Origin of the sequence: Rhizobium sp. CBN3 (genome assembly GCF_030518245.1) — a bacterium.
In the GTDB taxonomy this organism is placed as follows: Bacteria; Pseudomonadota; Alphaproteobacteria; order Rhizobiales; family Rhizobiaceae; genus Rhizobium; species Rhizobium aethiopicum_A.
Map to the genome: position 1 here is coordinate 43432 of NZ_JAULSE010000025.1, position 18798 is coordinate 62229.

At 59.9% G+C, this 18798-nt stretch carries 19 protein-coding genes and 1 pseudogene; 11 read left to right on the forward strand and 9 right to left on the reverse strand.

Going from position 1 to position 18798, the window contains the following annotated elements:
- Positions 1-301 precede the first annotated feature (301 nt).
- Positions 302-1492, reverse strand: coding sequence for a DUF1173 domain-containing protein (locus QWJ46_RS26430; RefSeq protein WP_026188839.1), 1191 nt, complete (start codon positions 1490-1492; stop codon positions 302-304).
- Between the two features lie 269 nt (positions 1493-1761).
- Complete coding sequence (locus tag QWJ46_RS26435; RefSeq protein ID WP_018247159.1) at positions 1762-1899, reverse strand: hypothetical protein; 138 nt, start codon at positions 1897-1899, stop codon at positions 1762-1764.
- A 488-nt stretch (positions 1900-2387) separates the two neighbouring features.
- Between QWJ46_RS26435 and QWJ46_RS26440 the strand changes: the two are divergent.
- The 3 genes and pseudogenes from QWJ46_RS26440 (at position 2388) to QWJ46_RS26450 (ending at position 4074) form a co-directional block, all read left to right on the forward strand.
- A pseudogene (locus QWJ46_RS26440) lies at positions 2388-3328 on the forward strand (DUF2493 domain-containing protein).
- Between the two features lie 84 nt (positions 3329-3412).
- A complete protein-coding gene (locus tag QWJ46_RS26445) occupies positions 3413-3679 on the forward strand; it encodes a type II toxin-antitoxin system Phd/YefM family antitoxin (RefSeq protein WP_004676093.1) in 267 nt (88 codons plus the stop codon).
- A complete protein-coding gene (locus tag QWJ46_RS26450) occupies positions 3676-4074 on the forward strand; it encodes a type II toxin-antitoxin system VapC family toxin (RefSeq protein ID WP_008536014.1) in 399 nt (132 codons plus the stop codon). The genes QWJ46_RS26445 and QWJ46_RS26450 overlap by 4 nt, the downstream gene beginning before the upstream one ends.
- A 127-nt stretch (positions 4075-4201) precedes the next feature.
- Here the strand turns inward: QWJ46_RS26450 and QWJ46_RS26455 are convergent, their stop codons facing one another.
- A complete protein-coding gene (locus QWJ46_RS26455) occupies positions 4202-4642 on the reverse strand; it encodes a hypothetical protein (protein ID WP_004676094.1) in 441 nt (146 codons plus the stop codon).
- 37 nt (positions 4643-4679) lie between these two features.
- Here QWJ46_RS26455 and QWJ46_RS26460 point away from each other — a divergent pair, with 37 nt between their 5' ends.
- The gene (locus QWJ46_RS26460; protein WP_004676095.1) at positions 4680-5003 is read left to right on the forward strand and encodes a DUF736 family protein; all 324 of its coding nucleotides are present in this window, start codon (positions 4680-4682) and stop codon (positions 5001-5003) included.
- Positions 5004-5348: 345 nt separating this feature from the next.
- Positions 5349-5516, forward strand: coding sequence for a hypothetical protein (locus QWJ46_RS26465; protein ID WP_004676096.1), 168 nt, complete (start codon positions 5349-5351; stop codon positions 5514-5516).
- A gap of 80 nt (positions 5517-5596) precedes the next feature.
- On the opposite strand, the gene QWJ46_RS26470 is transcribed toward QWJ46_RS26465, so the two are convergent.
- The gene (locus tag QWJ46_RS26470) at positions 5597-5902 is read right to left on the reverse strand and encodes a WGR domain-containing protein (RefSeq protein WP_004676097.1); all 306 of its coding nucleotides are present in this window, start codon (positions 5900-5902) and stop codon (positions 5597-5599) included.
- Between the two features lie 502 nt (positions 5903-6404).
- Here QWJ46_RS26470 and QWJ46_RS26475 point away from each other — a divergent pair.
- Together QWJ46_RS26475 and QWJ46_RS26480 are read left to right on the forward strand one after the other, a co-directional pair.
- On the forward strand, positions 6405-6887 hold the full coding sequence (locus QWJ46_RS26475) for a hypothetical protein (protein WP_004676098.1): 483 nt from the start codon (positions 6405-6407) through the stop codon (positions 6885-6887).
- A 154-nt stretch (positions 6888-7041) separates the two neighbouring features.
- Complete coding sequence (locus QWJ46_RS26480; protein ID WP_004676099.1) at positions 7042-7308, forward strand: type II toxin-antitoxin system prevent-host-death family antitoxin; 267 nt, start codon at positions 7042-7044, stop codon at positions 7306-7308.
- Positions 7309-7319: 11 nt separating this feature from the next.
- Here the strand turns inward: QWJ46_RS26480 and traG are convergent, their stop codons facing one another.
- From traG to QWJ46_RS26495, 3 genes are read right to left on the reverse strand one after another with little or no spacing between them, the layout of a single operon-like run.
- The gene (gene traG / locus QWJ46_RS26485) at positions 7320-9239 is read right to left on the reverse strand and encodes a Ti-type conjugative transfer system protein TraG (RefSeq protein ID WP_004676100.1); all 1920 of its coding nucleotides are present in this window, start codon (positions 9237-9239) and stop codon (positions 7320-7322) included.
- On the reverse strand, positions 9230-9469 hold the full coding sequence (locus QWJ46_RS26490; RefSeq protein ID WP_004676101.1) for a conjugal transfer protein TraD: 240 nt from the start codon (positions 9467-9469) through the stop codon (positions 9230-9232). Before QWJ46_RS26490 ends, traG begins: the two co-directional genes overlap by 10 nt.
- On the reverse strand, positions 9459-9746 hold the full coding sequence (locus tag QWJ46_RS26495; protein WP_004676102.1) for a TraC family protein: 288 nt from the start codon (positions 9744-9746) through the stop codon (positions 9459-9461). The genes QWJ46_RS26490 and QWJ46_RS26495 overlap by 11 nt, the downstream gene beginning before the upstream one ends.
- A 173-nt stretch (positions 9747-9919) precedes the next feature.
- Here QWJ46_RS26495 and traA point away from each other — a divergent pair, with 173 nt between their 5' ends.
- The gene (gene traA / locus QWJ46_RS26500; RefSeq protein WP_018247162.1) at positions 9920-14578 is read left to right on the forward strand and encodes a Ti-type conjugative transfer relaxase TraA; all 4659 of its coding nucleotides are present in this window, start codon (positions 9920-9922) and stop codon (positions 14576-14578) included.
- A gap of 104 nt (positions 14579-14682) precedes the next feature.
- Here traA and QWJ46_RS26505 read toward each other — a convergent pair whose 3' ends face one another.
- Positions 14683-15153 carry a hypothetical protein gene (locus QWJ46_RS26505; protein WP_004676103.1) on the reverse strand — a complete coding sequence of 157 codons (471 nt, stop codon included), beginning with the start codon at positions 15151-15153 and terminating at the stop codon, positions 14683-14685.
- Between the two features lie 163 nt (positions 15154-15316).
- Positions 15317-16330: a class I SAM-dependent methyltransferase gene (locus QWJ46_RS26510; protein WP_004676105.1), complete on the reverse strand. Its 1014-nt coding sequence runs from the start codon at positions 16328-16330 to the stop codon at positions 15317-15319.
- Here QWJ46_RS26510 and QWJ46_RS26515 point away from each other — a divergent pair.
- The 3 genes from QWJ46_RS26515 (at position 16329) to QWJ46_RS26525 (ending at position 18797) form a co-directional block, all read left to right on the forward strand.
- Complete coding sequence (locus tag QWJ46_RS26515; RefSeq protein ID WP_018247163.1) at positions 16329-16622, forward strand: hypothetical protein; 294 nt, start codon at positions 16329-16331, stop codon at positions 16620-16622. The two genes, QWJ46_RS26510 and QWJ46_RS26515, sit on opposite strands and share 2 nt — an antisense overlap.
- The gene (locus tag QWJ46_RS26520) at positions 16619-17470 is read left to right on the forward strand and encodes a helix-turn-helix domain-containing protein (protein ID WP_157214064.1); all 852 of its coding nucleotides are present in this window, start codon (positions 16619-16621) and stop codon (positions 17468-17470) included. The genes QWJ46_RS26515 and QWJ46_RS26520 overlap by 4 nt, the downstream gene beginning before the upstream one ends.
- A gap of 70 nt (positions 17471-17540) precedes the next feature.
- Positions 17541-18797, forward strand: coding sequence for an MFS transporter (locus QWJ46_RS26525; RefSeq protein ID WP_004676106.1), 1257 nt, complete (start codon positions 17541-17543; stop codon positions 18795-18797).
- The last annotated feature ends 1 nt before the right edge of the window (position 18798 follow it).

The window sequence follows — 18798 nt, forward strand, 5'->3', positions numbered from 1 at the left end:
GCAGAAAAATAGGGCCGCTGGAAAACCAGGGCCCTTTAAGGTGTGAAGGTCAATAACCTCCAGAGGGGAACAGCTGATACGATGGCACTGGGAGGAAAACCATCGACTGCATCAACTTGAGGCAATATGCTCATATTTTGACCGCTTGGTAAAACATTTTTTGTGCAGTGCAGCTATGCAGAAATGGCAGAGAGTTCTCTGGGCCGATTTGACCGGGATATAGCTTCACGCATTCGAGATCGCCCGGGCGATGGCTTCCTTTTAGGGCGCCTACGTCGCTGACCAAGGAGGCTGGTGTGGATCATGGCAGCCGCGGCATTTCGCCGTCGGCCACACGCCAGATCCACGGCGTCATCTCGGCTCTCGCGGCGATCATCTCATTCAGTGCAACGTCATAGTCTTCGTCGGCCTTCGTCGGAACGATGAACATGGCGATCGGCGCTGGCTTTGCCTCCGGTAAGGTCACGGAGGCAATCGGCTGGTCGCGCGAAAGATCGAACCGGAGTCCTTTCACGCTTCTTCGCTTCAGGCTTGAGAGCCGCTCCAGGAGACGCTGTTCATGGATGGTTTCGAACGGGATCCAGTTCTCGTTGACCACCATCAGCGCCACTTCCTCGACCGAAGCTATCCCCGCTCCCGAAATGCCGAACGTGGCGATGCCGATGAGATGAAACCCCTCGTTGGATCGCCACAGTTCCAGTTCGGTTTCATATCGGGCATTCAACCGTTTCCACGCACCCTCATCGAGCATGAAGGGGAAAGGCAGGTGGCGCACCAGCATCTTCTGGCCATCGCGCGCTGAGGAAAATTCCTTTACCTCTCCGACGGTCATCATCAGTTTCCGCGGACCGGGACCGGTTAACTGGGCTCCGGCCAACATCGCTGCGCGCCTGGCGGAGATCCCTTCCTTGTCCTCCTGATGAAACACTTCCGGCACGAACAGGATGTCGCTAAGCGGACCGCCGCGGACAATCATCTGTCGCGCTGCGTTCAGCAGGCTGCTGCGGACGCGACCCCAGCCGCGTCTCCCAGCCCACAGCGCCGTCCATTCAGTCAGTTCCCCTGTCTCCCAGAGATAATGGAGCATGGCCTTGAGCGACAGCTTTTTCGGATCGTTTCGCACCGTTTCCGACGGCTCCGAAGATGAGGCCGAAGCCGATCGGTTCCCTCGTTTCGACAGCGAGAAATCGAGTTTCAGCACAGCCGCGCCCGTCGCTGCGTCGATCTGGATGGCATTGCCGATCAATGGACCAAGACCCGACAGCTCATATGGCGGTTCATAGGATGGGCAGCCGGGATCGTGATCTCGTCCTGAAAGCGGCATCCGTTTGATCAGGAATTGGCCATCCATCCGGGCGATATACATCGGCACCGGCGGTTGCCGACACGGGCAAAGTGGCCTGAGCTTCTGTTCGTAAGCGCGTTCGAGCTGCGGCAGAAACTCTGGAGAACTGTCGTCGAACGCCTGGTTGCCGATCAAAAACTGTCGCACGTCGTTCCTCCCTTGCCTGGCCAAAGGCTGATCGAGCCGTAAAAGGAAGGCGTAGCATGAGCTTCGCGGACTTTACTAGCGCAAAATAGTTAGTATGTAAATGTTACGGCCGCTGGGGCCGATTTCAACGCCAAGGCAGGAATGATCGTTAATTTTAATTTTTGGAGGCTGGAATGCACGTATCTTCTTTTGATAATTAGAAGTCAACGGTGCGTTGATTAGAAGTCAGCCGGTCAAAATGTAGAGGCTGCGCCAGCATGAAGTGAGTTCTAATCGCGTGCTACCCAGCCCTTCGAGCCGGCCGGCACTGAACCGCCGATCACCTTGCCGCCTTCCGACTGCCCGATGGCTGCCGGCGTCTCTACATCGCAGCTGACGCCGATGCGGCCGGCCGGCACCCTGTCCACGCGGCAGACGGGCCGGAACCGCGGCGCCTGACGCCGCGGCGAAGCGCCGGGCGGCGGAAGGGAGGTTTCTTGCTGTGCCAGGAATGGCGGGCCGCACGCGGCCCAAGCCAGGGGAAGAAACCTGAGCGACCCGCTGAAGGCCCGCCCGCCGCATGGTAAGGGTCGCCTCTCGGCAGGCCCGCGGGCGGGCGCCTACCCGTGCGGCGACCGGCAGAGACCTGCCATCCTGTAGGCCCTCACGCCCTCACCTTCCCCGTCCGGCTCGATCATGCGGGCAGAAAGGCCAGAGCGTTTCAGAACGAGCTGCGCCCTGAGATTAGCGATGAGCCGTTCCGGACTGAGCCGGCGCAGATCCTCGTTGAAGTCGCCGAACTCCGGGGCAAGCACTAGCGGCAGGATCCCCAGCGCCTACGTATCGAGGGATTGAGCTACCGCGCCCAATCGCCGTCAGGCCGCGAGAGGCGCGGCCCAAATCCGACGGAGACCATCTGAACCTATGTCTTCCCATCGACGACGCCTTCGAGCCCCGCCCCGCCTCGTCCCCAACCGACCGTTTCATCTACGAGATGCAGATCTACGGCCATCGCCCCTTCCAGGATGAACCGGACCCGCGTCCGCTGCCGGAGGAGCCGGTCGTCCAGTCGGCGCTGACCGCCATGTTCGATGCTCTATTCGAAATGCTCGGCGATACCCGCCTGGAGCCCGATCTCGAAGACCTCCTGTGGTCGACGGTCAATCTCTTCCACCGCGCCGGCGAGCGCATCCAGCGGGAGCTTCAGCGTAATGAGGATAGCCAACGCAACGGTCAGCGCGAGCAGGACGGCTCGGAGGTCAAGAGTGTCGAGTTGGAGCGCCTCGTTGCCGAAGGCATCACGCTGCTTGAGCGCCGCAATGCCTTCGAGTTCATGCGCGCCTATGCGGGCGACCACTTCGAAGCCAATGCGGCTCGGCATGGCGGCCGCGGACGGGCTCCAAGGTCAGCCACGCCAACATGACCGCGGCGATGATCGACTCCAGAGACTTTCCATCCGCCCGCCGGCGCGCCGAGACCGAAGTGCTGATCCCGGCAGGCACCAAGATCGCCTTCGGCGGCGGCATCGACTACAATGATCACGAACGAATCTGGGCGAAACTCGATCAAGCCCTCGCCAAATATCCCGACATGGTGCTGCTGCACGGCGGCTCGCCGAAGGGCGCCGAACGTATCGCTGCCTGCTGGGCAGAAGCGCGCAAGGTGATACAGATCGCCTTCAAGCCGAATGGACGAAGCACGCCAAGGCCGCACCGTTCCGCCGCAATGACGACATGCTCTCGGTCATGCCGGCTGGCGTCGTCATCTTCCCCGGCTCCGGCATTACCGGCAATCTTGCCGACAAGACCCGCCGACTTGGCATCTCCGTTTTGGCAAGCGGCGGGAGATGGCGCGTAAGCGCCATCTGTCCATACGGCTGAAGGAGATGCTTGCATTTCGCAAAAATTGTGTACACATTTGCCGCTGAAACGGAGCTTCGCCATGACCCAATCTCGGCAGCAGATACCATCTCCCCGCCGTGTCGGCGTGCGGGAATTTCGCGGCAACCTGACGTCTTTCCTCAAGCAGGTCGAAGACGGCCAGCGGTTCGTCCTGACGTCGCATCACAAGGTTGTCGCCGAAATCGGCCCGCCGTCAGCCGGCGTCGTCATGCGGAAACCAGGCGCGTTGCGCGGAAAGATCAAAGTTGCCGATGACTTCGATGGTCTGCCGGCGGATGTTCTGAAGTCCATGGAAGACGGGACGTGAGGCTGCTGCTCGATACACATGCCTTGCTGTGGTGGCTGAACGACGACGAGAAGCTAGGGAACCATGCGCGTCGCCTTATTGGCGATCCCGAGAATGATGTCCTCGTCAGTGCTGTCTCCCTTTGGGAAATCACTGTGAAGCTGCGCATCGGCAAACTTGATGCCGATATCGAAGAGATTGTTGCGATTTTGCCGGATCAAGGTTTCGACCGGCTGGATATCTCGGACGCGCATCTTATCGCTCTCGCTGCTCTTCCACTTCATCACCGCGATCCTTTCGATCATCTGCTCATGGCGCAAGCCGTGGCGGAGGGAGCGTATTTGGTTTCGGACGATCAAAATGTCGCGCTTTATGGCATTCCGTTTGTGACTTGCTCCGATCCTGTTGCCTTGTGATCTCACCGAGCTTGGCTCCGCGGATGAAGCCGGCTCACATCGTTCCGGTTGCGTGTTTGCCAATGGCGATGTACCTGGCGACCCATCGGCGGCTCAGGTGCTTGGGAGCGGGCACGTTTGGGGAAGATCACTCATTCGACGCCCGCGTGAACAGCTTCACCCGGGATTGGAGCACGGTCTGCAGACGGCAATGCGGTGCCGCGGCGACCTCGCCGATCAGCAGAAATGTTATCGAGGTGCTCACAGCCTGCCGCAGCCGGGAGCGGGCGAGGGTATTATGTTGATCGACATGCGGGCGAAGCGTCCGTGGAGTGTGCGGCCAATATCCCCCAGTGCTTGGACCGGGAGGCCATGGTTTGTTGTCTCCTTCGATTGCCCCGAACCATTCCCGTTTTATATCGCTCGTATAGACGACCGCCTGCTTTGGCGGCCAACCCCTGAAGGGGTAAGACTCGCCCGAAATTTTTGCAAATTCGATTTCGGTTCGTTTATCCTGGTGGAAAATAGAATTTTGCAAAATTTTCAGGCGAGCTGACCGCAGCAGGTCGGCCGTCTCTTCGTGCGCCATCGGGAATGGTCCCGAGCAACCGAAGGAGACAACAACCATGGCCACCACGATCGCAACGCTCACGCAGAAGACCGACGGCATCCTCGAAGGCGTCTTCGCCACGATCCGGGTCAACGCCCCGATCGCCATCGTCCCAAATGCCAGCAAGGCAAGCGAAGAAGCGCCCGACTACCGCGTCATTCACCGCAAGACGGGCTTCGAGATCGGCGCCGCCTGGAACCGCATCGCGCGGCAGACCGGCGAGGAATACCTCTCAGTGAAGCTTGAGGCTCCCGAGATCGGTGTGATCTTCGGCAATCTCGCACCGGCACCCGGCGGCGATCCTAGCAAGAAGGTGATCCTCTGGAACAGCCCGAACTGAAGAACAAAGCGAGCGGCCTCGAGCAATCGGGGCCGGCTTCGCCGTATCTCAGGTTTTGCGCGCAATAGCGGGATTGAAAGCGGGCATCGAGCCCGCCTTCAATCCTCCTGTCGTGCCACACGAGACCAAGGACCCTGTCTGCTCAGATACTTGAAGTCTGCCGTGAGGCTCGTGCCGCCTCAAGGACTTCGCGGCCCCTCCAATTTTCAGCCGGCGCCCTGAAGGGCACCGTCAGAAAATCGGTTCCTCCGCTCGCCGGCTCCGCCGGTCGCTGACGCGATCCTTGACCCGGCCCGATCCTCACGACCCCGGGCGTCATCTTTCACATTTCAGGAGACGACGACGATGACGATTGCACTCGAAATTCAGGTTGAGGAACTGCGGGCCGAGCTCAGGAACGCCGATCCGGCTGAGCGCCGCCAGATCGAAGCGGAGCTGGAGATCGCTCGGGCCGAACTGAGGGTAGCGATCGCCGAGCAGGAGGGCGCCATCGACGCCGCGCCACCCTTCTGAGGCGGCGTTTGCCTCCTCGCCTGGGCCGGTACGCCGGATCGACCGGCGCGTCGACCCGAAGCTGCGCTTCACGCCGATAATTACCGGCAAGGACCAGGAAGACTTCCGCGGACAGCCCGGACCATGGGTTCCCGTCCGACATTTGTGTTCGGCCTATAGCCGCGCGCCCGTTTTGATCGGAGAAGTTCGAGGAACATACGGACTGCATCCTCCTCTCTGTCGAAGTGATGCACCATGGCTTGTCCGATCGTTCCGATGCGTCCCCATCGCCGCGTCAGGCATGGTGTGCCGAACAACGTCGGTTCGATTGCGAGCGCGTAGAAGCGCGCCATGTTTTTCGTCGCGTCCCTGCGTTCGATGTAGAGCTGATAGGGTTGAGTGAGCATGACGGAGAGTCGCCTCTTCCAGCTTTTGCGTCTAACGACACTTATGAATCGGTCGGCCCACACCGATTCATTTTTGTGATGATCGTTGAAGCCGAAGATCATGGATTTGGGCGAGCCGGCCAATCGGCGGCCGGGTGCTATTCGCTCCGCTCACGGAGCCCGAACACCGTCTCCGCCTCCGGTCACGCCCCCTCTCGCGGAATGACGTGAGCGAATTGCCCAGCCGCAGGGCGGCGGTTCTATCCTCGACACCTCCTGCCGGCTCACGCCGGAAACGGTCGCGTCCCCTTCGGGTCCGCGGGTCTCTTCTCTCTCTGACGTCCAATTTTACTCCAGCAAATCCGGCGTCAAGGACGGCGCGTCTCCCCCAATTTTTCCGCTGCTGCGTTTCACTGCGCTCTGGAAAAATCGGTTCCCCCGCTTGCGAGCCGCGTTCCGCGGTCCTTGACCCCTCTTTGCAAGAGAGTGGCCGATCTCCGTCATCAACGAAGGAGATCACATTATGACAACCGATCAGAACCTTATACTCTACACCAAGTTTGCCGGCTTCCGGCTCGTCGTCCTGGCAAACCGCTTCGGCTGCGACAGCGATTTTTCGCGAGAGCTTCACGATCGCCTGGTTGAGGGGCTCGACGCGGCAATCGATCGGATCAGCGTCATCATGGAATTGGAACGAAGTGTTCTCATCGGGGAGGATGAATTCGCCGAATATCAGCTGGAGGGCGAGATCGAGATTTTCGGGCGCTTCACTATCAATCTGCTGGACGAACTCGAAATTGATTACGACACGCATGAATTCCGCGTCAACGGCGGCGATTGGATGAGCGCTTGGGCTGCCGACGACACTGGCGTCGATATCAACTATCCTGAGCTCGTTGCGCTGATTGCGGACGAACTCGGCTCGCTGGCGCCGATCATCAAGGATATCACGTTGGCAACTCGCATCCCGGTCTATGCGGGGCGCGTCGTTTGGTCATGGTGGTAGCAGCACCATCTCACATACTGAGAGGCGACAGACGAGGTTGCCTCTCAGTTGCCGATGGCCCTCAAGTGAGCCGAGGAAGGACGGCTGCGAAGTTTCACAACAATCGCAGTAATGTTGTAAATGCTCTAAATTCCAGCGATAGCAAGGAAGCCCAATGCCGAAGCCAAGCGGGACGTATTCAACCAGTGACCTCTCACGTAAATCCGGCGACATCATCGCCGAGGCGCTGCGTCATCCGGTGACGATCACCCAGCGGAACAAACCCCGGCTGGTTCTCCTCAATATCGAAGATTATCAGCAACTGATCAGGCAGGCAGACCGACGCACCGTCGGCACTATCGAAACGATGCCCGATGAGCTTTTTGCCGAACTCGAAAACGCCGTCGACGCCTATGCCGGCGAGGACGAGGTGGGCCGCTGATAAAACCACGATCATAGCACCGGTTTGACGAAACGATTGACCTTCGCTGCCTGATCCATCTCCTTTCGCCGGAAGTAGATCGCCCGGCCGCAGCGGATCGGACTATGCCCCTGGACGATGATGATCTGCTCGTCCTTCCTCATCGACTGGGTGATCTCGTGCGGCATGATCAGCGGCCGGCGCTGGAAGTTGACGTTCTCGGATCTCCTGGATGCATTGTTCTTCGTGTCCCAGCCGATGTTGCGGGAACTGCCCTTCACCTCCACCGTCATCTCGCCACATTGCGCAGAGAGGTTGCGCGCCGTGTCGAGCGCCTTGATCGCTGCGTAAGAGGCGAAAGCGCAGCCATCGATCCATGACGTCGCGCCATCCTTCCCGAAATGCCGCTCCAACTGCCCGACCGACTGGTACATCAACATCATCGAGATGCCGTACTTGCGGCCGCGGTCGCGCGCCTCCTCGAGCACCCTCATGTAGCCGAGCAGATCGACCTCATCGAGCATGAACAGCGCCCGGCGCTGGAAGGCGCCGTCGGCCTGCACCATGGCGTTGATGAGCGAGCCGATGATCACACGAGCGATGCCCGGATAGGAGCGCAAGATCGATGCGGAGATGTTGAGGAAGACGTCCTTCTTGCCCGAAACGATATCACTCGATTTGAAGGCATTGCCGCAGACGAGCGCGGCATAGCTGTCGAGCGACAGCCACTGGGTATCCTTCGATGCTGTGGAATAGACGCCCGAAAACGTCTGCTCGGTCATGTTGGTGAAGACGCCGAGCGTTTCGCGGATGAAGGCCGAACCGGAATGCTCCTGAATGTCGCGCAGCATAGCGAGCACCGAGGGCTCCGGTTCGGAAACGATCTGGCGGAGACTGCGCAAGCTTCGCCGGCCCTCATATTCGGGCGAGAGCATCACATGGGCGAGCAGACCGGTCAGGAGGTTGTGCGCCTGGTTCTGGAAGTAGGATCCCGTCGAGCTTTCGAAGCGAAGGCTTTCCGACAGCAGCATATGGGCAATGCCGACGATGTCCTCTTCCTTTTGCTTGGATGCTTCGATCCCGTCGAGCACGTTGAAGCCCATGATCGGGTTCGTCGGATCGAGCACCATGACCTCGCGCCCGAGCGCATTGGTGCGGTGCTCGACGACCATGGGCGCGACCTCAGTGGAAGGATCGAGGCAGATCATGGGTCCGGTATATCTGAGCGCCGTCGGCACGACGTTGCTGGTCGTTTTGTATCCGCCCGATCCCGCGAAAAACAGCATATGGGTGGAATCGAAGTCCTGTCTGTAGGTGAGCAATGGCGCCTTCCCGCCCTGTCCCCATGTGCTGCGATCGTTTACATCGAAGGGAAGCGCATGGATGATTTCCTTGTCGACCCGATAACGCTCGCCGACCACGATTTCCCCATCCGGCGGGAACAGCTTTCCTGCTGCCGCCATCGGCAGCCAATCGGCATCTCCAAATATTCCACGCCGGGCACGCTTGATTTCATCTGGCACGACGACGGAGATGCGGGCGGACACCGCCACTGCCATGAAGCCGGCGACGGCAGCAATGACTGCGGCCATATCAAGATAGGACAGCGCTCGATCCCACGGAACGACCCGGGCCTGCACAGTAGGTGCAAGCCGGCCGAATTCGCGCAGCGCATAGAAGGCGGCAACGCTGAGAAAACACAAAAGACTTGCCATGGCGACCGGCCTTCGCCGATGCAGCGGCAAGACCCACACGGTCAGAAGTCCGGCAAGAGGTCCGAACAGTAGAGGCGGTACAGGTGCTGCCCGCAGGAACCAGTGTTCTATCTTCCCGGACATGCCGGCGGCGAGTCCCGGCCATCGCCAGCCAACAATGTAGATTGTGATCGTGGTGACGGCGATCGGTACCAAAACGAGTAACAGGCTCGGATGCGGTTTCCCTCTTAGGCCCATCTTACTTTCTCCTCGAGATGCGATGAACCGTTCCTCAGCGAGGGGGCCTTGAAAGCCTCTTCGCCGATATCGCGCAGCCGCCGATGCTCGATGGAGCCTGGGACGAGCCTTGCCATTTCTATGAGGCCGCCGAGCAGGAACGCCCGATCCGCCTTCGATAGCCCGGCTTTGACGACGATCCCGCCGAGCAGGATCTTTTCGCGCGTGTCGCGCTTGCGCTCAGCCGTCATTTGGAACCTGCCCCTGCGCTCCAGCGCCGCTATCTGCTGGTCGACGCGTTTGAGGAGTGGGGCCAGCGGCGCCTTTCCTTTCCCCCTTCCGAAATCGCGCGGCGATTTCCTCGATGATCCGATCGACCTCCTCGTCGGCGATCTCCATCTCCGCCAGCCCGGTTCTGGTCGCGGCGCGGGCAAACCGCTCGGCCGATTTAACTATCAACAATCGTTTGCGTTCGCGCAGCTTTTCGATCTGGGCGTCGAGATCGGAAATCGATGATTTTGTCGCCATTCCTGGTTCCTTTTCTGCTTTGATGTCGAAGGTGCGATTATACTAACTAGAATAAAACAGTAAAATGCGCTACCGTGCAACCAGAAAAGCGGCATCGGCCCTTCGGTCCGATCTGTTTGAGGGCGCAATATACGTCGCTGTCGCGACGTGCTTGGGCCAGTCTGGAGACGCCAGTGGCGATCATGTTCGTCAGAGCGCAGGTGATCAGCAGGGGATCGGGACGCAGCATCGTCTCGGCTGCCGCCTATCGCCACCGCGCCCGGATGATGGACGAGCAGGCGGGAACGTCGTTCAGCTATCGCGGTGGGGCGGGCGAACTGATGTATGAGGAACTGGCGCTGCCGGATGAGATCCCGGATTGGCTGCGGTCGGCGATATCAGGTCAGTCCGTCAGCAAGGCCAGCGAAGTGTTTTGGAATGCCGTTGACGCCTTCGAGACGCGGGCAGATGCGCAGCTCGCCCGCGAACTGATCATCGCGCTGCCGGAGGAGCTGACGCGGGCCGAGAATATCACGCTGGTGCGCGAATTCGTCCGCGACAATCTCACCTCGAAAGGAATGATCGCCGACTGGGTCTATCACGACAAGGACGGCAACCCGCACATCCACCTGATGACGACGCTCCGGCCGGCGACGGAGGAGGGGTTCGGGGCAAAGAAGGTTCCAGTGCTTGGTGAGGGTGGCAAGCCGCTGCGTGTCGTCACGCCGGACCGCCCGAACGGCAAGATCGTCTACAAAGTCTGGGCGGGCGACAAGGAAACGATGAAAGCGTGGAAGATCGCCTGGGCGGAAACGGCCAACCGGCATCTGGCGCTGGCCGGACATGACATCCGCCTCGACGGTCGCTCCTATGCCGAACAGGGCCTCGACGGGATCGCGCAAAAACATCTCGGGCCGGAGAAGGCGGCGCTGGCGAGGAAGGGCAGGGAGCTCCACTTCGCGCCGGCCGATCTCGCCCGCCGCCAGGAGATGGCCGATCGGCTGCTTTCAGAGCCGGAGCTTTTGCTGAAGCAGCTCGGCAATGAACGCTCTACCTTCGACGAGAGGGATATCGCCAGGGCGCTGCACCGTTACGTCGACGATCCCACCGATTTTGCCAACATCCGCGCCAGGCTGATGGCGTCGGACCAATTGGTCATACTGAAGCCGAAGGAGATCGAGGCAGAGACAGGAAAGGTGTCGGAGCCCGCGGTGTTTACGACGCGGGAGATGCTGCGCATCGAATACGACATGGCGCAGTCGGCGCGGGTTTTGTCGGAGCGTCGCGGCTTCGGTGTTTCCGAGCGGAATGTGACGGTGGCGATCGAACGCGTGGAGAGCATCGAGAGCGGCGATCCCAAAACTCCGTTCCGGCTCGATGCAGAGCAGGTCGATGCTGTCCGTCATGTCACCGGTGATGGTGGCATTGCCGCTATTGTAGGCCTTGCCGGCGCCGGCAAATCGACGCTGCTTGCTGCCGCACGTCTTGCCTGGGAGGGCGAGGGACACCGGGTGATCGGTGCAGCCCTTGCCGGCAAGGCCGCAGAAGGGCTGCAAGACAGTTCCGGCATCAAGTCGCGGACACTTGCCTCCTGGGAACTGGCCTGGGCCAATGGCCGCGATACGCTCCATCGCGGTGATGTGCTGGTGATCGACGAGGCCGGCATGGTGGCCTCGCAGCAGATGGCCCGTGTGCTGAAGATTGCCGAGGAGGCTGAGGTAAAGGTCGTGCTGGTCGGCGATGCGATGCAGCTGCAGCCGATCCAGGCCGGTGCTGCCTTCCGGGCAATTACCGAACGCATCGGCTTTGCAGAGCTTGCCGGCGTGCGCCGCCAGCGTGAGGCCTGGGCACGTAATGCCTCGCGGCTGTTTGCCCGCGGCGAGGTCGAGAAGGGCCTCGACGCCTATACCCAGCAGGGCCACCTGGTCGAGGCGGGCACACGCGAGGAAACGATCGACAGGATTGTGGTCGATTGGACAGAGGCACGCAAACACGCAATCGGTCGCTCGATCTCCGAGGGCAGGGATGGCCGTCTTCGCGGTGATGAACTGCTGGTGCTCGCCCACACCAACGACGATGTCCGCAAGCTCAACGAGGCGCTGCGTGAGGTGATGGCCGGCGATAATGCCCTCGGCGAAAGCCGCAGCTTCCGGACCGAGCGCGGGGCGCGAAAATTTGCCGCCGGCGACCGCATCATCTTCCTGGAGAACGCCCGCTTCCTCGAGCCGCGGGCCAAGCACTCCGGGCCGCAATATGTCAAGAACGGCATGCTCGGCACGGTCACCGCGACCGGCGACAAACGCGGCGATCCGCTGCTGTCGGTTCTGCTCGACAATGGCAATAAAGTCGTCTTCGGCGAGGACAGTTATGACAATGTCGACCACGGCTATGCCGCAACGATCCACAAATCTCAAGGGTCGACCGTCGACCGCACCTTCGTGCTCGCCACCGGCATGATGGACCGGCATCTGACCTATGTGTCGATGACCCGGCATCGCGACCGCGTCGATCTTTATGCGGCGAAAGAGGATTTTGAGCCGAGACCGGAATGGGGACGCAAACCGCGTGTCGATCATGCCGCCGGTGTCACCGGCGAGCTTGTCGAAACCGGCGAAGCCAAATTCCGGCCCGAGGACGAGGATGCCGACGACAGCCCCTATGCCGATGTCAGGACGGACGACGGAACCGCCCATCGGCTCTGGGGCGTCAGCCTGCCGAAAGCGCTCGACGATGCCGGCATCTCCGACGGCGACACCATCACGCTGCGCAAGGATGGTGTCGAGCGGGTCAAGGTCCAGATTGCCATTGTCGACGAGGAGACAGGTCAGAAGCGTTACGAGGAGAGGGAAGTCGACCGCAATGTCTGGACGGCCAGACAGATCGAAACCGCCGAAGCGCGTCAGGAGCGCATCGAACGGGAAAGTCATCGGCCGGATGTGTTCAGCCGTCTCGTCGAACGCTTGTCGCGCTCCGGTGCCAAGACGACGACGCTCGATTTTGAGAGCGAGGCGGGCTATCGCGCCCAGGCGCAAGACTTCGCCCGGCGCCGCGGGCTCGATCATCTCTCGCTTGCTGCCGCCGAGATGGAGGAAAGCCTTTCCCGGCGCTGGACGTGGATTACCGCAAAGCGAGAGCAGGTGGAAAAGCTCTGGGAGCGGGCAAGCGTGGCGCTCGGTTTTGCCATCGAGCGGGAACGGCGCTTCGCCTACAACGAGGCGCGAACTGAATCCCACACCATCGCGAGCGCAAGCGCTGGCGAACCACAGTATCTGATCCCGCCGAGCACGTCCTTCGTTAGGAGTGTCGAGGCGGATGCGCGGCTGGCGCAGCGTTCGTCACCGGCCTGGACGGAGCGGGAAACGATGCTGCGACCGCTGCTTACTAAGATCTACCGGGATCCGGATGCAGCACTTGTCGCCCTGAATGCGCTCGCCTCGGACACCGGCACCGAACCCCGCAGGCTCACTGCTGATCTTGCCGCAGCACCCGACCGGCTCGGCCGGCTGCGTGGCTCCGAGCTGATCGTCGACGGAGGCGCGGCGCTTTCCGAGCGCAAGGTCGCAAAGGCAGCCCTGGAGGAACTGCTTCCCCTGGCCCGGGCCCATGCGACCGGGTTCCGCCGGAATGCCGAACGGTTCGAAATGCGTGAGCAGACGCGGCGCTCCTACATGTCATTATCGATCCCGGCGCTTTCCGAGCGCGCGATGGCGCGCCTTATGGAGATCGAGGCGGTGCGCAACCGGGACGGGGACGACGCCTATAAGAGCGCCTTTGCGCTTGCCGCCGAGGACCGCTCGGTCGTGCAGGAGATCAAGGCGGTCAGCGAAGCGTTAACGGCACGCTTCGGCTGGAGCGCATTCACCGCGAAGGCGGATGCGGTTGCTGAACGCAATATGACCGAGCGTTTGCCGGAAGATCTGACGGCCGGCCGGCGCGAGGAGCTGGCCCGGCTGTTCGAAGCGGTCAAACGTTTTGCCGAGGCGCAGCATCTCGCCGAGCGGCAGGATCGCTCGAAGATCGTCATGGCTGCCAGTGTTGTTCGGGGCCAAGAGACAGAGAACGGACCGGGGAAGGAGAATGTCGCCGTGCCGCCGATGCTTGCTGCCGTCATCGTGTTCAAGACGTCGGTCGACGATGAGGCTCGATTGCGGGCGCTCTCCAACCCTTTCTATCGCCAGCAGCGTGGCGCATTGGCCAACGCCGCGACAATGATCTGGCGCGATCCGTCGGGCGCCGTCGGCAAGATCGAGGAGCTGCTCCGGAAAGGCTTTGCTGCTGATCGAATCGCCGCCGCGGTGACCAATGATCCGGCCGCCTATGGGGCTTTGCGCGGTTCTAATCGCCTGCTGGACCGGATGCTGGCGTCCGGCCAGGAGCGGAAAGAGGCGATGCGGGCCGTGCCGGAAGCTGCAGCGCGCCTGCGCGCGCTCGGTGCGGCCCACCTCAATGCCCTCGATGCCGAACGCCAGGCTATCACGGACGAACGGCGGCGCATGGCGGTTGCCATTCCAGCTCTTTCGAAAGCTGCGGAAGAGGCTTTGGCGCACCTGACGGTCGAGGTGAGGAAGGACAGCAGGAAGCTGAGTGTTTCCGCCGCTTCCCTCGAGCAGGGCATTGCCCGGGAGTTTGCCGCTGTCAGCCGAGCGCTCGACGAGCGCTTCGGTCGCAATGCCCTCGTCCGGGGTGACAAGGATCTTGTCAACCGCGTGCCGCCGGCGCAGCGTCGAGCTTTCGAGGCGATGCAGGAGCGGCTGAAGGTCCTGCAGCAGACTGTCCGTCTGCAGAGCAGTGAGCAGATCATAGCGGAGCGGCGCCAAAGGGCTGCTAGCCGCGCTCGCGGCATCAACCTCTGAGACTCGAAGAAAAGCGGGGGGACGAAATGGTTGGTCGATTGGAAAAGCACTACGACCCGATTGTCCCGAGATCGATCTTCCTTTGGGTGGCGGAGCGGTCGAAGCTACTGTTCGTCCGTTCCGCAGCGGTCGTTGTAGAGGCGATTGCAGGTTTCACCAGATCGGGTGCCGTCTGCGTGAAGCCACTCTATAGCCCCCTCGGACACGGACGTGGCCAGAAACAAGCCTGCTTCCAGCAGCGCGCGGATGCCACAGAAAGTGACGAGGTCTCGCGCTGAGACCGTGAAGAACAGGCTTTCACTGGTCGGCCTTATGATCGCGCCTCCACCTTCGAAAGCTAGAAACCTGTCAGGTCCCACGGAGACGAGGGATTGGTAGAAGTCCTCGATTTGCGTGCAGATCTTGTCGGCAACGTGCTGCGTGCGCGTGATTGCGACACACGCTTCGGCGACGTGCACGCACTTTGGAACATCTTCCTCACCCGCGAATGATGGCGCTCGTGGCAGGACCAGATGCGCGTTGCACGGCGGGCTCAGCTCAACGAAGTGACGGACTTCGCCAATCGATTTCTTCATGCTGTTCCTGCCTATTTGGAGAAAAAAGGCTTTTAGAGGTGGCAAAGCGCTGAGGGCTGCTCAACGTGATGGAGCGCTTTCTGCTGACGCGAACGTTGTTCCAGTTGAGGCTCGTGAAGACGTGACGCAGTTGCGCTTACGCGACGGTGAAGATGAGGAATCGCTAAAGGGTCCAAGATCGCCCCGATAGCCGCCTTGCTTCGGATTCCGGGTAAAGGCGGTAGGGAAGGTCCGCATAGACATATTCTGCCGGAATCGCGGGTGGGGACAGCTTCGATAGGAACAGGTCGAGATTCTCCCGACTGTTGCTGGAGACAAGCGTGTAGAAATTGCCGCTGTTCCAGGTGACGAATGAGTGTCCAAAGAACCGGCGTAGTGTTTCGCTCATCTCCGAAAGGGTGACTTCGTTTCGATCCATTCGCGTTAGCACCGTCTCTTCCTTGGCGCGAATATCTGACGCGCTGAAGAAGCGAGCTTTGAAGCTATGGTCCTTCTGGCGTTCCCGCCGCCGATATTCCTCGGCGTCTTCATGCCTGAACTTCTCGACGAACATGAAGAGCCCGTTGGTCTTGAGATGCTGCGAGACGAAACGGATCTGATCGAAGCGATTTGGCGAATACATCTGGAAAGTCGTGTCCTCGAGGATGATATCGAAACCGCTGCCAAACTTTCGGAGCTCCACGTCTTCTTGGACCCTTTGCGATGTCAAATAATGAAATGGTCCGTGAAAAAACATGGCATGAGGAGGAACGCCATAGGCATAGAAGCTTCTAAGGTTTTCGACGTTGGGACTGCATGACAGTGTTTCTATCCTGCCCTTGCCAAGTTCGCCGATCACACGAGCCATCGTCCCCTCGGCTGTACCTAGCGTGTAGAGTTGCAGTTGACCCTTTCTGGCCCGCGCGTATTTGAGGATCGCGCCGCCTATGCGGCACTCCTCTTCGAGGCGGTAGGGTATGCTGCTCAAGTAGTGCTTATCGAATGGACCTCGGCGCAGCGGATGAAGGGCTGAAAAGCGCCTGAACGTCATGTCCACTGGGAACAAGCGGCGATCGAGCTCAGGCGGACGGATAGGCATTCCGGCCTCACCGGATGCGGTGGTCGAAAAAAACTCAGAAAGCTCGTTAAGGCGAGGGGCACGGTCGCACTCCTCAATGAAGTCGGCAAATTCACGCATGCGAAAGCCTGCCTTTCTCTCGCACCATCGCGTTTTTGGGGTTCAGGGGGAAATCGCGCATCCCGAAAAGATTGTGCCGTCAGCGATGATGTCGGCAGAAGATGATCGCGAACGTCATCTTTTCGCATCCACGATTTTGATTGGTTTTCATGAAATTGACATGAAATTCGACCTGAGGTTAAAGCCTGGCTTGTTGACAACTTGGGGTGAGGTAGGGTCGCTACCACACCGGTTTTTCAGGGGAGCAGCTTTCGAGTGGGGATCATTCCATCAATTCACCCCGAGAGGATGAAGAAGTCACAAGGGGAGATCATCCTTCACCAGCAAGGCCTTTGGAGCCATGCCCGCGCAGATGTCGTTCGCCGGCGCAGTCTCGGGCGACAGGTTATCGACGTTGTCGCGGATGACCACCTGATCTTCCTCAACATAAGGGGTACGGCGGCATCCGGCGAAAATTTTGTGGACGGACGAAGAGTCGAGTTCAGTCCGCGTCCAGACGGCTCGCTTGTTTACATTCCGCCCGGTTGCCATTGGAGCGGTTGGGATGAAGGCGATGCTGAGGGTTGTTATCTTATGATAACCGTGACGCAGGATTTTTTTTCCAACCTCACGACCAAGCTCCCGCGCGTAGGCACCTTACGTCCGGAGCTTGGATTTAGAGATCTGCCGATCCAATGCTTGGCGCGGCAGATTGCCGGAGAACTTTCACACGACGATTCCGTGGGGAGTCTGATCGTTGAAGGGCACCTCGCGGCTATCTTCGGACTTCTGCAGCGCCGCTCCGGCACATCTGGCAGATTGTCTCGAGGAGGATTGTCGCCTACGGTTCTCAAGCGCGTAATAGGGCGAATTGAAGCTCACATTGATCGACCTCCGAGCGTGCGCGCTCTGGCTGAAGAGGCGGGATTGACCTACGAGCATTTTTCCCGCGCTTTCAAGCAGTCGCAAGGCTCGACGCCCTATGGCTTCTATAACCAACGCCGTCTTGAACGCGTGACCGACCTTCTCCGCACGACTGCGATCAGCGTGACCGAGATCGCCATCGCCTGTGGCTACTCCAGCGGGAGCCACCTCTCGACCAGATTTCGCCGAGAGACGGGATTTTCCCCTGCCGAGTACCGGGCGCTCTGGAAAGAATAGCTGGTTCTGGACGAGAGATAATATCAATTTCATGAAAGCCGCCAGCTCTTCAGAAGAATAGCATGTCCCCATGAACCTGCCAGTAGGGAGTTTGGATGAAGTGGGCGCAACAGAAAACAGCGGCATAGGGTGTTATGCCTCTCGCGGCATCTATCTCTTCTGTGTTCTGGCGTCGGCCATTGGCCGGAATGTCTACTTCGTGCTGGCGGCATGGGCTGCGACAGATGTCAGCAAGAGCGCGAGCGCTCTAGCTATCCTTTTGGCGCTCGGCAGTGCCGCCGAGTTGCTCACCAGCAATGTTGGTGGGGTTCTAGTTGATCGATTTGATCGTCGCTTCGTCTGTATCGCTTGCGATTTATCCAGGTTGATCCTCATATTTTCAACTGGTATTGGTCTCTCGTTCGGTGACCCACTTGGTGTTCTTTGCCTATCGTGGACCATCTTCGCGTTCATCGACAGAACCTATTCGACTGCGCTGCAGGCCATCATTCCAGACATCGTTCGTCCTAAGAACCTCACTTCATTCAATTCGGCGTCTTATATTGCGATGCAGGCGGGCAATCTCATCGCCGCCATCGTCACCGGGTACAGCTTAACCGCCATCGGGATGAATCTGACGTCGATCCTGCCTGGCGCCTTTTTCGGCCTATCACTGTTGGGGCTGCTGGCACTGCTCGGCCGACAGCCGCCTTCTCGTTCTCGATCGGATTTGCAGGCAAAGAGCATTCGTCGGATGGATCTGTTGCCGACGACCTTCGTCGTTCACTCACTGAAGACCACCGCCGTCATGTATGCGTTGACCTATGCGATGGGCATGCTTGTGAGTGTATTGGGCGTCGCATATGTCACCCGCGAACTCATGGGGTCGGCGCTAGAGTTCGGTTATCTCGAGGCAGGTTGGGCCCTCGGTTCGATGGCGGGCTGTTCAACCCTTCTTCTCAGAAGGGCGCGTTCGCGACGACAAAGCATCCTCTTCCAGTCGGCGCTCGCTGGCATTGTTCTGTTGGGCTTTCCGGTTTTCCAGAGCTTTTTGTCAGCGCTCGTTCAACTGGTGTTGCTCGGCTTCTGCTACAATGTCACGCGAATCCTGATCGATGTACGGGTTCAATCGACTGTTTCGATTGACATGTTGGGGCGGGCGCGAAGCCAGATCCACACGATCTGTGTTTCGATAGGGCTTCTTGCGTATGGCATCATCGGGACGATCGGAGACGCAATTCCACCTTCGGGGATTTTCGGCCTCTTCGGGGCGCTGATGGTGACCGTCGCGCTCTTCTTTTACTTTAACATGGATCGGGGAGCGCCGGCGGAAAGCCGGTTCGTCTGAG

Coding starts and splice junctions, on each gene's coding strand:
- traG (WP_004676100.1), bottom strand. CDS start 9,239: ATGGGCCTAAGAGGGAAACCGCATCCGAGCCTGTTACTCGTTTTGGTA.
- QWJ46_RS26460 (WP_004676095.1), top strand. CDS start 4,680: ATGGCCACCACGATCGCAACGCTCACGCAGAAGACCGACGGCATCCTC.
- QWJ46_RS26475 (WP_004676098.1), top strand. CDS start 6,405: ATGACAACCGATCAGAACCTTATACTCTACACCAAGTTTGCCGGCTTC.
- QWJ46_RS26470 (WP_004676097.1), bottom strand. CDS start 5,902: ATGCTCACTCAACCCTATCAGCTCTACATCGAACGCAGGGACGCGACG.
- QWJ46_RS26455 (WP_004676094.1), bottom strand. CDS start 4,642: ATGGCGCACGAAGAGACGGCCGACCTGCTGCGGTCAGCTCGCCTGAAA.
- QWJ46_RS26520 (WP_157214064.1), top strand. CDS start 16,619: ATGAAGAAGTCACAAGGGGAGATCATCCTTCACCAGCAAGGCCTTTGG.
- QWJ46_RS26495 (WP_004676102.1), bottom strand. CDS start 9,746: ATGGCGACAAAATCATCGATTTCCGATCTCGACGCCCAGATCGAAAAG.
- QWJ46_RS26480 (WP_004676099.1), top strand. CDS start 7,042: ATGCCGAAGCCAAGCGGGACGTATTCAACCAGTGACCTCTCACGTAAA.
- QWJ46_RS26445 (WP_004676093.1), top strand. CDS start 3,413: ATGACCCAATCTCGGCAGCAGATACCATCTCCCCGCCGTGTCGGCGTG.
- QWJ46_RS26505 (WP_004676103.1), bottom strand. CDS start 15,153: ATGAAGAAATCGATTGGCGAAGTCCGTCACTTCGTTGAGCTGAGCCCG.
- QWJ46_RS26515 (WP_018247163.1), top strand. CDS start 16,329: ATGCGAAAGCCTGCCTTTCTCTCGCACCATCGCGTTTTTGGGGTTCAG.
- QWJ46_RS26525 (WP_004676106.1), top strand. CDS start 17,541: ATGAACCTGCCAGTAGGGAGTTTGGATGAAGTGGGCGCAACAGAAAAC.
- QWJ46_RS26510 (WP_004676105.1), bottom strand. CDS start 16,330: ATGCGTGAATTTGCCGACTTCATTGAGGAGTGCGACCGTGCCCCTCGC.
- QWJ46_RS26490 (WP_004676101.1), bottom strand. CDS start 9,469: ATGACGGCTGAGCGCAAGCGCGACACGCGCGAAAAGATCCTGCTCGGC.
- QWJ46_RS26465 (WP_004676096.1), top strand. CDS start 5,349: ATGACGATTGCACTCGAAATTCAGGTTGAGGAACTGCGGGCCGAGCTC.